Source organism: Listeria cornellensis FSL F6-0969, from assembly GCF_000525855.1.
GTDB classification, from domain to species: domain Bacteria; phylum Bacillota; class Bacilli; order Lactobacillales; family Listeriaceae; genus Listeria_A; species Listeria_A cornellensis.
Genome location: NZ_AODE01000004.1, coordinates 236,999 through 250,598 on the forward strand (window position 1 = coordinate 236,999; position 13,600 = coordinate 250,598).

General features: G+C 43.1%; 10 protein-coding genes, 2 pseudogenes and 1 riboswitch. Of the genes and pseudogenes, 10 read left to right on the top strand and 2 right to left on the bottom strand.

Features of this window, described 5'->3' with window-relative positions; genetic code table 11:
- Positions 1-5: 5 nt before the first annotated feature.
- From PCORN_RS01640 to arcC, 4 genes and pseudogenes are all read left to right on the top strand, one after another.
- Positions 6-1,274, top strand: a complete 1,269-nt coding sequence (locus PCORN_RS01640; protein ID WP_036076943.1) for a YlbE family protein — start codon at positions 6-8, stop codon at positions 1,272-1,274.
- Positions 1,275-1,292: 18 nt separating this feature from the next.
- Positions 1,293-1,790: a hypothetical protein gene (locus tag PCORN_RS16955; RefSeq protein WP_051999166.1), complete on the top strand. Its 498-nt coding sequence runs from the start codon at positions 1,293-1,295 to the stop codon at positions 1,788-1,790.
- A gap of 31 nt (positions 1,791-1,821) precedes the next feature.
- Positions 1,822-2,022: pseudogene (locus tag PCORN_RS19980) on the top strand (oxamate carbamoyltransferase subunit AllH family protein); the annotation flags it as partial.
- Between the two features lie 78 nt (positions 2,023-2,100).
- A complete protein-coding gene (gene arcC, locus PCORN_RS01650) occupies positions 2,101-3,060 on the top strand; it encodes a carbamate kinase (RefSeq protein ID WP_036077011.1) in 960 nt (319 codons plus the stop codon).
- Between the two features lie 57 nt (positions 3,061-3,117).
- Here arcC and PCORN_RS01655 read toward each other — a convergent pair whose 3' ends face one another.
- The gene (locus PCORN_RS01655) at positions 3,118-4,530 is read right to left on the bottom strand and encodes a sugar porter family MFS transporter (RefSeq protein ID WP_206537417.1); all 1,413 of its coding nucleotides are present in this window, start codon (positions 4,528-4,530) and stop codon (positions 3,118-3,120) included.
- 97 nt (positions 4,531-4,627) lie between these two features.
- On the opposite strand from PCORN_RS01655, the gene PCORN_RS01660 reads away from it, so the two are divergent.
- The 4 genes from PCORN_RS01660 to PCORN_RS01670 all read left to right on the top strand — a co-directional run bounded on the left by PCORN_RS01660 (position 4,628) and on the right by PCORN_RS01670 (position 7,761).
- Entirely contained in the window at positions 4,628-5,398 is a 771-nt protein-coding gene (locus PCORN_RS01660; protein ID WP_051999167.1) for an AraC family transcriptional regulator, read from the top strand.
- A complete protein-coding gene (locus PCORN_RS21195) occupies positions 5,304-5,573 on the top strand; it encodes a helix-turn-helix domain-containing protein (protein WP_420912007.1) in 270 nt (89 codons plus the stop codon). The genes PCORN_RS01660 and PCORN_RS21195 overlap by 95 nt, the downstream gene beginning before the upstream one ends.
- Before the next feature lie 757 nt (positions 5,574-6,330).
- Entirely contained in the window at positions 6,331-7,131 is an 801-nt protein-coding gene (locus PCORN_RS01665; RefSeq protein ID WP_036076945.1) for a formate/nitrite transporter family protein, read from the top strand.
- A 141-nt stretch (positions 7,132-7,272) separates the two neighbouring features.
- On the top strand, positions 7,273-7,761 hold the full coding sequence (locus PCORN_RS01670; RefSeq protein ID WP_036076948.1) for a GyrI-like domain-containing protein: 489 nt from the start codon (positions 7,273-7,275) through the stop codon (positions 7,759-7,761).
- Between the two features lie 16 nt (positions 7,762-7,777).
- Here the strand turns inward: PCORN_RS01670 and metX are convergent.
- Positions 7,778-8,886 (bottom strand): annotated as a pseudogene (gene metX / locus PCORN_RS01675) (homoserine O-acetyltransferase MetX).
- Between the two features lie 116 nt (positions 8,887-9,002).
- Positions 9,003-9,103: riboswitch (SAM riboswitch) on the bottom strand.
- Positions 9,104-9,414: 311 nt separating this feature from the next.
- On the opposite strand from metX, the gene PCORN_RS01680 reads away from it, so the two are divergent.
- Both PCORN_RS01680 and PCORN_RS01685 read left to right on the top strand, forming a co-directional pair.
- Entirely contained in the window at positions 9,415-9,942 is a 528-nt protein-coding gene (locus tag PCORN_RS01680) for an HdeD family acid-resistance protein (protein WP_036076951.1), read from the top strand.
- Positions 9,943-10,263: 321 nt separating this feature from the next.
- Positions 10,264-13,600, top strand: a 3,337-nt coding sequence (locus tag PCORN_RS01685) for a beta strand repeat-containing protein (protein WP_241433039.1), incomplete at its 3' end; no start/stop codon positions are given.

Here is a 13,600-nt window from a genome sequence, read left to right on the forward strand (position 1 = left end):
AAATAATGACAAACTACCAGACAATCGATGAGGCAAACCGCGCAGTGGCGGATAAAATCGTCGCTTCGGCACCATTTTTACTGGACGTCGTGCCTGCTAAATCTGTAATCGCCGAGTTAAAGGAAGGAAAGGTATTACTTCATGCGGGCCCTCCAATCAAATGGGAAAACATGACGAGCCCGATGCAAGGTTCATGTGTTGGCGCCGCATTATTTGAAGAATGGGCGGACAATGAAGACGACGCGCGTGCGATGCTTGACCGCGGGGATGTAACGTTTATTCCGTGCCATCACGTGGACGCGGTTGGACCAATGGGCGGCATTACCTCGGCGAATATGCCAGTTGTTGTCGTGGAAAACCGCACAGATGGCAATCGCGCTTACTGTACGATGAACGAAGGAATTGGCGCGGTACTACGTTTTGGTGCTTATTCCGAAGAAGTGGTGAATCGCTTGCGTTGGATGCGTGATGTGCTCGGTCCAGTGCTTAGCAAAGCGCTACAAACGCTTGATGAAGGCATGAATCTAAACGTTATTGTTGCAAAAGCAATCGCGATGGGAGATGAGTTCCACCAACGCAATATCGCGGCTTCTCTCGTATTTTTGAAAGAAGTAAGCCCAATCATTGTGAGCCTGGATATCGATGAAAAAGAACGCCAAGAAGTCATCAAGTTCCTCGCAGATACCGATCAATTTTTCCTAAATATCATGATGGCCTCTGCAAAAGCAGTGATGGACGGCGCGCGGATGATTGAGGAAGGTACGATTGTTACTGCTATGTGTCGTAACGGCGAAAACTTCGGAATTCGCATCAGTGGTATGGGAGACGAGTGGTTCACAGCGCCCGTCAACACACCACAAGGCCTTTATTTCACAGGCTATTCCGGTGAAGACGCGAACCCAGATATCGGGGACAGCGCGATTACAGAAACGTTTGGCGTTGGCGGTATGGCAATGATCGCAGCACCAGCCGTGACTCGTTTTGTCGGTACAGGCGGATTTGGCGACGCGCTGAAAACAAGTAACGAAATGCTAGAAATCGTGATCGACCAAAATCCGAATTTTACCGTTCCAACATGGGATTTCCAAGGAATTTGTCTCGGCATTGACGCTCGTAAAGTAGTCGAGACCGGCATTACACCAGTCATCAATACCGGGATCGCCCATAAAAAAGCAGGCATCGGCCAAATCGGCGCTGGAACCGTAAACCCACCAGTTGCCTGTTTTGAAAAAGCAATCACAGCCTATGCAGAAAAGTTAGGCTTAACCGTATAAAAAAGGAGGTGAAAAAGGATGCCAGTGATTCAAGCGATGGGTCTTGCGAGAAATGTGAGCGATTTACTAATGGTTCGCCAAGTATGGCATGTCCACAGCGTATTCCTCAATGGTTTCAATCTAGAAAATGAAGATGAACGAATCTTTGTGGGCACCGCTAAAAATGGCAAACTACCATTCGGGATTCAAGTCGCAAACACTGACGTCACAACACTTATTGCATCAATCCAAGTCAATCAACAGTTTGAATATCATGACGGCATACTTCTTCATCACCAATCATCGATCAAAATAGAGCTTTCAGGTGTCCCCCAATACACCAGTAAACGTGAAAAAACAGAAATAAAGCCGAGTCGCGCCTTTTTTAACACACATTTTGGAAAGTCAAAAGCAAACGGGGCTCGGTTTTGCCATACAAGATTTACTAGAGCAACCACAATCTTGCAACCTTGCCATAGCGCTACGGAGCAGAGATACCATTTTTATCGAAAAGATATTGCGCTATTTCTTAGGTAGAGGCGCTGGTTTGACGCCATCGGGGGATGATATGTTGGTCGGTATTTTGCTCATTGGAAACGTGAGCGGTACGTTTAAACAAACACTGGGCCAACTCATCACAACCGAACAACTGACGACAGACATCAGCCAGACCTACCTGAAATACGCGCTTAAAGACGAGTTCAGCGATGCACTACTATCACTTTACGAAGCATTCCAAACTGGTGCTGATACACAAAAAATCACCGAACAAATACTCAAAAATGGACACACATCGGGAACAGACACGATAGCAGGTGTCGCACTTGCAATAAAGGAGGAATTTTCAATGGGAAAACGCGTAGTTATCGCGCTTGGCGGCAATGCAATCTTGCAACCGAACCAAGAAGCAACATTTGAAAACCAATTAAAAAACGTGGAGGACAGCTGCGCCAAAATCGCAGAAATCACAGAAGCAGGGCACAAAGTCATCGTGACGCACGGAAACGGCCCGCAAGTCGGCAATATTTTACGCCAAAATGAAGAAGCCAAAGCATACGTTCCAGCGCTTCCAATCGACGCGTGCAGCGCAGAATCACAAGGCTTCATCGGCTACATGATGGAACAATCACTAAAAAACGAACTCGCGCGCAAAAAATTACCAACAAACGTCATCACGCTTTTAACACAAACCGAAGTTAGCGCGAGCGACCCCGCATTCCAAAGCCCAACGAAACCAATCGGTGTCTTCTATACACGCGAAGAAGCCGTCGAACTAGCTGCTGCAAAAGGCTGGGAAATGGCCGAAGACGCAGGCCGAGGATACCGCCGCGTTGTCCCATCCCCACAACCACAAAAAATCCACGGCGTCGAAGCGATTAAACAGCTCGTAGCCACAGATACCGTCGTTATTTCCACAGGCGGAGGCGGGATTCCCGTCGTTCAAAACGAAGAAGGCGACCTAAAAGGCGTCGAAGCAGTCATCGACAAAGACCGTTCCGCGTTACGCCTATCCGAACAAGTCGAAGCCGACGTTTTCATGATACTAACCGACGTGACAAACGTGTACTTACATTTCGGCGAGCCAAACCAACAAAAACTAGAAGGCGTACCAGTCAAAGAAGCGAAAGAGTACATGACAGAAGGCCATTTCGCAGACGGTAGTATGGGTCCGAAAATGGAAGCAGCGATTGCCTTTGCCGAATCTGGAAAAGAAGCCATCATTTGCTCACTAGACGCTGCAGTGGAAGCATTAGCAGGCCGTGCAGGAACACGTATCCTACCTGAAAAAAGTACAGTGAACGCTTAAAAATGCATTTTAAAAAGGTCAAATAGCTCACCGCTACTTGACCTTTTTTGACGGCTACTAAATCGCTTTAGCAGCAGAAGCCTTATTTTTATTATTCAATGCTTTCGTCTCATTTTTCACTAACGCTTCTTCAATCTCCTCGAGCGTATAGCCTCGCGTCTCGAATACAAAGCGTTTAACAAAGAATACCGCTGCGAAGCAAACCAATCCGAAAATGATAAATAGCGTCACATTTCCTATCGTTTCTTCTAAAACCGGAAAACTAACAGAAACGGTCCAGTTAGCTGTCCAGTTCACCAACGACGCGATACCAACAGCTAAACCACGAATTTGCAATGGGAAGATTTCTCCAATCATGACCCACATAACCGGTCCCCAAGTCGCACAAAAACTTGAAATATAAGTAGCCAGGAAAATGAAGGTGAATAGATGGAATCCAGGTTTATCCGCTTCTAAATGGAACGCTGCAGACAAAGCAAAGAACGAGGCTCCCATAGCCAAAGCCCCGACCATCAGGACTTTTCTCCGGTCAAACCGATCCATCAACGAAACGGCTACAGCAGTTACAATAACATAAAAAATACCTAGAAAAATTTGCGTCTGAATCGCCGAAGTAGCATCTGTCCCGCCACTCATTAAAATACGAGGCGCATAATAAAAGACCGTATTACAACCCATCCACTGCTGCAAAATAGCCAAACCAAAAGCCGCAATCACGGATGGACGCACCCATTTTGAAAAGACATCTTTCAAACGACCTTTTTCGATATGGCTCTGCTCCTCAATTTCAAGGATTTCCGCCTCGGCCTCTGACTTGCTTCGAATGTTGAGTAAGATGGCTTCCGCTTCTTCTCGTTTGCCGACTTTCACCAAGTAACGTGGAGATTCCGGTAATAAAAGCCCACCGATAAACAGAATAAGTGCTGGTACTGCAGCAAAACCTAACATCAATTCCCAACCAATCGGTGAATCTCGCCAAACGTAATTCGCAATGTAAGCGAGCAACATACCAATCATAATCATCAACTGATTCAAAGAAGACAAGCTCCCACGTTGGTTCGCTGGTGCCAATTCGGCCAAGTACATCGGAACAAGCGCACTAGCCCCACCAACTGCTATCCCTAAGAACATCCGCGAAATAATTAAGGCCGTCACATCAGGCGACAAGGCACTACCCAAAGCTCCGACAAAGAAAATAAAAGCAGTCAAAATAACCATTTTCTTACGTCCGTACCTATCAGATAATGGTGAAATTAAGACCGCACCCACAACCGCTCCAATCAAAATACAACTAACGACAAATCCAATCTCGCCATTACTTAATTGAAGCTCATCCTGAATAAAAATTTGTGCTCCAGCAATGACGCCAGTATCATAACCAAATAATAGTCCACCTAAAGCGCCGAAAAAGTAAATTAAAATTTTTTTGATAATCTCATAAATATCCCCCATTTTTAGTAGTATAAACAATGATTGCGTTATTCATTTCCTCCTTTGATGATAAAAATTATATATTGCTTCCGCTTTCAATTTCGCTTATAGTAAGAATATTGAGGAGGGAAGGAACATGACAAATGAATTCGAGCTGATTGAACATAGTAAAGTACAAGACATTCATGTGTTTCTGATTGAGATGCATTATCGTAGTACACACCTACATATGGATATCGAAGTAGTCTATCTACTGAGTGGTTCTTTAAATATTGTGACAAATAACAAGAAAATTTTACTGCAAAAAGGTGATTTTATTGTCTTAAACTCCTGCCAATTGCACGAATTAGATTCAAAAAATTCTGCGTTGTTATTAATTTTTCAATTTTCGCCTAAGATTTTCGAAGCTTTTTTTCCTCAAATTAATGAGGTTTATTTTGATACAACGCCTATCGCTTTAGAAACTTCCGAAACTGGCCGACGTTTGTTGGAGAATATAGTAGTAGCCAGTCAAGCTTACTTTAAAGAAGAAGAATACTTTTCGTTGCTGTGCCATGGTTTTTCCTCCATTATCATGTTTGATTTAATGAAACTGGTTCCACACAAACAAATGAAGGAAGAGAAGAAAGATCAATTGCTATTAAAGCTTGAAAGAATCAAAAGAATAAGCGATTATATTTCCAAACACTATCAAGAAAAGCTGTTACTTTCTGATATCGCAAAAATAGAAGCGCTCTCATTCACCTATTTATCTCACTTTTTCCATGAAAACTTCGGCGTAACGTTTCAAGAGTACGTCAATCTTCTCCGATGTGAAAAGGCAAAATTTTTTATTAATTCATACAGAAAGTACATTGTTAACCATTTGTGGCGTTTGCGGTTTTTCGGATCTGCGTTATCTAAATAGCTCGTTTCAGCGCTTTTATGGCGTAAGTCCGAAAACTTTTCGAAAACAGAATCAAAATTGTCCAAATCAAGGGAACACGCTGAAACAAGATGTAACGAATAAACAATATATTTTCTCGAAAACACAAAGTCTGGAGAAAATCACTCAGTTATTCACGTCTCCATCTCAACAATAGCTAAAACTACAATGTTGCGTTTATTTAAACAGCAATTTTTCGCCACTATTTAAAGTTAGCGCTTACTTAACTGCTATAAACTATATTTTATCATTTTTATTTCTTGTTTTCCTACATGATTTTATTCTCATTAATAGACAATCTTGCTATTTTGGAGGAATGTCAATAAAATAGTTAAAATCATAGTACACAAAAGACATTAATTATCTATGGATCGGTTTTCTACTATTTCTAGATATATCATCACGGAGAGTCAAAATTATTTTTCATTAAATTCTAATTTAACTCACAGCCTATTCTTTTCTCCAAAGTATAATATAAAGTTATAAGCTAACAAATTAAATTTTTTATTCTTTCCCCTGAGAATAAAATCCCAAACTCCCTTTTTGACCACCGCGGTTACTCCCTTTTCCGCGGTGGTTTTTTGTTATGTATTTTCCAGCTAATTTTACCTAAATTTCTAATACAGAAGGTTATGCAACCCCTTAGTGATAAATGCTCAGATTATAAATCCGGCTCTTTTATAAAATTCAAATTAAGTCGAACGGATAGTAATGATACATAATTCATGTTTAGCCAGCAAACACAATGGGAATGGTAGTCTAGATTCATAAAAATAAATCGGTTTCAGTAACTTTTCAGAAAAAGTGTGAAATTATTTCATTATCATCAAAATGGTTATTTTCAAAGCGCCTATTTCGTGCTACAATAGTAAAGTTGTGGAGTTATGAAAACTGATTAATTGGAGATGAAGAATTTGGACTCAGAAAATAGTACATTAATGCAGAAAATCGATTATAGTACACGTAAGAAAATCGATCTTGTGCACCATAGCGTTGCCCGCTATATTTTCCGCGCTATATTGGCTTGTTTATTTTTAACACTAGGAACAGCGGTTGCGGTTATGATTGGCGACAAGGTGGATCACTTTGCGCACGGACTTGGTAAAATCGTTTATGCATTCATGTTCAGCTGGTCACTTGTAATGATTATTTATATGAACGCCGAGCTCGGTACAAGTAACATGATGTACATGACAACAGGCGTCTACCAAAAAATCATTAAACCCGGTAAAGCTTTAGGTATTTTATTCTTTTGTATATTATGTAATTTAATCGGGGGTATTTTGGCTGGGTATTTGATGTCACTCACATCGGTATTCCACGCGCTACCAGCCGATCACTTCTTGTTCACAGCCGTGACAGGAAAACTTGAAAAAGAACCCTTGCAAATCTTTATTGAAGCGATATTCGCGAACATTGTCGTGAATACGGCGGTCATTTGTACGATGCGGATGAAAGACGATGCAGGAAAAATCTTCGCGATGGTCTTCATTATTTTCATCTTTGCTTTCCTAGGTTTCGAGCACGTTATCGCTAACTTCTCGTCATTCTCACTGGCATTCTTTGCCTCAGGCGGTCACTTAGACGCGATGACATGGAGCAGCGTATCAACGAACCTTTCACTGGCATTACTCGGAAACTATGTCGGGGGTGGTCTTGTTATCGGACTTGGCTATGCATGGCTCAATAAAACAAAATCGATTTATAAAGACTAAAAAAAATGCGCAGTCTAGGAGATTTTCCTAAACTGTGCATTTTTTCTATAGCGGTATAAAAGTTTTGAAAAGAAATCTGATTCAAAAAGAGGTATACTGGAGACGAGAAATGGAAAACTAATGTTGAAAAGGGGTAGACATATGGACTATAAAATCGTTGAACAGGAAGGGTTTCAGGTCGTTGGTGTCAAAAAAGTCTTTTCATTCCAAGCAGGACAGAATTTAGTCGAGATCCCGAAATTTTGGGAAGAGGTTTGGTCAGACGGGACAATGGAACGTTTGGAAGGAATCCGAAATGGAAAAGTTCCGCGTTACATGGGGATTTGCAGCGTTTCAGAGGAACAAGCACCGAAGCAAGAAATGGACTATTGGATTGCGGTGGAGCACGATGGGGAGCCGCTTGCTGGCATGGGGAAATGGGAAGTTCCTAGTTTGCAGTGGGCGGTGTTTCAGTCGGTAGGTGCACTGCCAGACGCGATTCAACAAACGTGGCAAAAAATCTACGCTGATTGGTTACCGACGAGTGGCTATGAACATGCGTCAGGACCAGAAATCGAGGTATATGGACCGGGTGATAATAGGGCAGATGATTATGAATGCGAAGTCTGGATACCGGTTACAAAAAAATAAGTGCGGATTTCCGCACTTATTTTTTCAACTCTATTTTCGAATGTTGCGTTAAAAACGTGCTAATCAGCGGATGAAATTTCTCCACCTCGACCAAAAAAGCATCATGTCCATAATCCGAATCCACTTCATAATACGTCACAGGAACATCCCAATCCTTCAAAAGCTCGTAATCCCGACGCAAATCATGAATCCGAAACAGCTGATCACTCGTTACACCAACCAATAGATATGGAATTTGAATCCCAGTAAAAAGCGGTTTTTCATCTACACCATTTATCGTCACATCAAATAAATCAATCGCTTTCGTTAAATAAAGATAACTGTTCGCGTCAAACCGCTCCACAAAAGAGTCGCCCTGATATTGCAAATACGACTCGACTTGGAAATGCTCCTTTGAAAATGCACCAGGAGAAGAATCAGCCACCGTAAACCGCTCAAATCGCTTGGAAAACAGTTCACTCGTGCGATACGTCATCATCCAACCATCCGCGCCGTAGCAAGCCCACCCTCAGGCTGCCCAACATAATTCCCATCATTAAAGTCAGGATCATTCAAAATCGCCATCCGCATAATCAGGTTATACCCAATCGCCTCAGGACTCGCGGCAAGAGGCGAAGCTAGATTAATCACACTTCCCGTTATTTCCGGATAATCAATCGCCCATTGCGTCGCCTGCATACCACCCATGGAACCGCCAATCACCGAGACCACATGCACAACGCCAAGCGCATCTAGTAATGCCTTTTGTACCTTAATAATATCTTTAATCGTAAAACCAGGAAAGTGCAAGCGATATGCAGCACCTGTTCGCGAATCCACCGAAGAAGGTCCAGTCGTCCCACTACAGCCCCCAAATACATTCGTACACACAATGAAATAATCAGCAGGATCCATCGTTTTTCCAGCTCCGATAAAATCATCCCACCAGCCCGCAACGTCTTCCTCAAAATGTTTTGCCGCGTGCGCTGTTCCGGTCAGAGCGTGCTCCAATAAAATACAATTATCCTTCGCCAAAGAAAGATTTCCGTATGTTTCGAAGCCAACCTCAATCGGTCCAATAGTGTCCCCGTTTTCCAACTTCAATGGTCTATCCCTAAAAAGTTCTATTTGCTTAAGCGTCCCCATGTCATCACCTTTTCTCTATCTTATAGTCGTTCATCAAAATAAAAAACCTCTCCCTGCAAGCGCCTGATTAAGCGTTACTAGGAAAGGCTGAATGACCAACGATTTCTATAGTTAATAGCTTATCTTCGCAAAAAAATTGCTGGAATTAGCACCGTGATCAAAACGTCCGGTTGCTAAGGTTTCGCAGGGCCAGTCCCTCCACCTTTCTTGATAAGAAGTGTATTAAATTGGTTCTATCATACAATTATTTAGCTAGCCTTGTCAAGGTAATAGACAGATTTTTCTAAAGACTAGCAGCTACGTTGAATTATGAACTTTTTCAGCTTTTTTTTGTGGAATCAATGCTTCAAAGGGCAAAAATAGATGTGAAACAACGCTTACATTCTCGCGGAAGATTGTAATTGTGACTAAAGACAAAATTTATAAAATATTAACCGATACAATTAGTGTTTTATTTTAAAAAAAATAGGGTAAAATAAGCAACAGAGCCTAAAAGTTCTAATCATAAAAAAGGAAGTGTTACATATCATGAAAACATTCACACGTATACTTGTCCTATTGGCCGGTATCGCAATGATATGTTTAGGAATCTGGTTTGTTTTCCATCCAGGAATTTCTTTACTATCATTCACATTATTCATCGGAATCTTAATGCTAGTCGTTGGGGTATTCCAAATCATTCAGTATTTCTCCAACCGCGGCGGACAGAAGGTTTCTGGCTGGATTCTAGCGGAAGGTATTTTATCGCTATTATTAGGTATTCTTTTATTAGCAGATCAACTTGAAGGAACCGTAACATTAGTACTTGTCTTCGGTATGTGGGTTCTATTTGCAGGAATCATGCGTACAATCGGCGCCTTTGCTGCTAAAAATGAAGGCGTTCAAGGCTGGGGCTGGATTTTAACACTTGGTATTCTAGGAATTATTCTTGGTTTTATCTCTTTGTTCAATCCAATTGTCGCAGCAATCGGTATTGTTATCCTTGTTGGAACATTCTTCATCGTTCAAGGTATTAACTGTATCGCGACATTCTTCTTTGTTGGCAAATTGAAATAATAAAGGTAATCATCAGAAAAGGCAAGAAATCCGAACTACTGGATTTCTTGCCTTTTTTTGTTATATAACAAAAAAATTATTAGAATTATGACGAAATTGTCATAAAAACACCGCTTTGACGAGAGTTACTGTATTTTTTTATTTTGAAAGATAGGTATAGTTAAAAGTAGATTTATGCGCAGAAGCAGAAATCAGAAAAATACGGAAAGGGGAAGCTCATAATAAATGAGGCGTTTTTGCAAAAATAAAAAAAGAAATGGGGAAATATCATAATGAATAAGAATATGAAAAAAAATTGCGATTGCACTTGTTGCAACGAATGTGGTAGCAAGCTCGTTAATCACAACATTGCCACCAGTACAAACACATGCAGCAGAGAATAAGCTAACAGGATCATTGAAGGCTACAACTAGCCAAGGAAGTATCATAAATAAAGTAAGTGAAGGAGATGCCGAAGTAACGGGTCATATCCCCAATGGAGCAGGCCAAACAGTTATTGTTAATTTAGGTTTTTACTATCCGGATAACTATATTGGACGAGATTATGCTTTACGGTATGCAGTGACGACTCAGGCCGATGCTAATGGTAATTATAGAATTGCTTATGCAGACTTTAAAGTCAATGGTATGGACAGAGCTCTTTCATATGGTTTTGGGATGTACCCAGCTATTCTTACGGTCAGAAGCATGGGGATTACGGCAGAGGCCGCCGTTCAACCGGTGTCCAACTATACTGGATATGTGAATACATTTCAAATAACGGATAGAGTGATAAGTGGTCACATTGACAATCTGCTAAATCATCCAATACAAGTTTTTGATGATCACTATAATATGGATAACACAATGGGAGCGACAATGGAGACTACAACAGATGCTAATGGTAATTTTTCTGTCACATTTCCAACAGCGGTTTCACATGGAAATATTATGGTGAGTAGTAAAGCACTAAATATACCAATATTACATGCAATCGCACGTATAGACAGCGCCTCTTCCTACAACGCCACATCGATGAACCTAAACACAGCCAGCATCAACACTAATCGCGGGACCACAGGCAAAATAACAGCCACTGTCTTGCCATCCTTTGTCGATCAAACGGTGACGTATACATCTAGCAACCCATCCGTGATTACCGTCGATGCCAACGGAAACTGGACAGCGATCGCATCCGGAAGTGCTTCTATCACCGCAACCCCAGTATCCAATGCTGGCCTTGCCCAAAGCATTCCCGTTGTCGTGACAGATTCAGCGGCAGATATCGCCCGTGCCTCGGTGAACGACCTATTCATCAATAACAACCCAGCCAACCACATCAAAGATACAACAAACCAAGCGGCGATTGACGCAGCGCAAGCCAAAGTCAACGCCATCACGAACGACCCAACACAAAAAGCAGAACTACAAACGTACGTAGACAAAGCACAAAAAGAGTTAAATGAACGCAACACCGAAGAGGCGGCTCGCGCGTCGGTGAACGATCTATTCATCAGCAATAACCCCGCGAACCACATCAAAGATGCGACGAACCAAGCAGCGGTTGATGCAGCCCAAGTCAAAGTCAACGGTGTCACTAATCCAACGGTGAACGCAGAATTACAAGGGTACGTCGACAAAGCCCAAGCCGAATTAAACGCTAGAAACGCGCTGGCAACGGCAACAGCAGCTGTCAACAACCTATTCAGCAATCCACCAACGAACACGGCGTTAAAAGACAGCACGACACAAGCCATGATTGATGCAGCAAGTGCGCTTGTTAACGCATTACCAGCAAGTACCGACAAAACTAAATTACAAGGCGACATCACGACAGCTAACACGCTATTCAATCAGATCACGCAAACAACGATTGGCGCGTTAACAACGGAATCCACAAGCGTTTCCGGTAAAGGCGAACCTAATAGCGACATCGTGATCAAAAACGGCACGACTACTATCGCCTCTGGTAAAACAGACAGCAGCGGTAGCTATAGCTTCAACATCGCCAAACAAGCCGGCGGTTCAACCATTACAGCGACAGTAACCAAAGCATCGAACGGTAAAACATCGACGGCCAGCACCAAAATCGTAGATGATGCAATTACGCAAACAACGATTGGCGCGTTGACAACCGATTCCACGAGCGTTTCCGGAAAAGGCGAAGCCAACAGCGCTATCGTGATCAAAAACGGTACGACTACCATCGCGTCTGGTCAAACAGACAGTGCCGGTAACTACAGCTTTATCATCGCCAAACAAGCCGGCGGTTCTACGATTACAGCGACAGTAACCAAAGCATCGAACGGTAAAACATCCACGGCCAGCACCACGATTGCCGATGACGATATCGTCCAAACAACGATTGGCGCGTTGACAACCGATTCCACGAGCGTTTCTGGAAAAGGCGAACCCAACAGCAACATCGTCATCAAAAACGGCACGACAACGATCGCGTCTGGTAAAACAGACAGCGCTGGTAACTACAGCTTTATCATCGCCAAACAAGCAGGCGGCTCTACGATTTCTGCGACGGTAACGAAAGCATCGAACGGTAAAATATCGACGGCCAGCACCACAATCGCCGATGACACCATCGCCCAAACAACGATTGGCGCGTTAACAACCGATTCCACAAGCGTTTCTGGAACAGGCGAAGCGAACAGCGCTATCGTGATCAAAAACGGTACGACAACCATCGCCTCTGGTAAAACAGACAGCGCCGGTGACTATATCTTCAACATCACCAAACAAGCGGGCGGTTCTACCATTACAGCGACAGTAACCAAAGCATCGAACGGTAAGACATCCACGGCGAGCACTAAAATCGCGGATGACGCGATCGTGCAAACAACGATTGGCGCCCTAACAACCAGTTCTACTTCCGTTTCCGGTAAAGGAGAACCAAACAGCGCCATCGTGATCAAAAATGGCACGACAACGATTGCGTCTGGCCAAACAGACAGCGCTGGTAACTACAGCTTTATCATCGCCAAACAAGCCGGCGGCTCTACGATTACAGCGACAGTAACGAAAGCATCAACTGGTAAAACATCGGCTGCAAGCACAACGATCCCAGACGTGAAAGATTACGCCCTGACAGCCAACAGCTATAAAATTGGTACGGCGAATCTAACAGGAACATACGGCAAAGATATCGCGAAAGTACGTCTTTTCGTGAATGATCAACTGATCGTCCAAGCCACCACCAGCAATGGTACCTTCACGTTCGCGAACATCGCCAGCTTTATCACCAAACCAACCGACAAAGTCGAAGTCGTAGGTGTTGATAGTGCTTACGTCGAACGCGCGCGCAAAACCGTTACGGTGACAGGTACTGCTGTCTATGATTACAGCCTCACAGCCAATGATTACACGATAGGCGATCCTACCTTGACTGGTCTATACGGCAAAGACGTATCCAAAGTCCGCCTGTGGGTGAACGGTGTTGCCGTAACGCAAGCAACGACCCACGCAGACGGCACGTATACGTTTGATAAAGTGGCAAGCTTCGTCAAATTAGCGACCGATAAAGTCGAAGTGGTGGCTGTCAATGCCGCTTACAATGAAGTGGCCCGTAAAACAGTCGTAACCAAAGGATCATCCATCTTAGACACGAGTCTAACACCAGACCCGTATGCGAAAGATAGTGCGACCCTGACCGGTAAATACGGCAAAA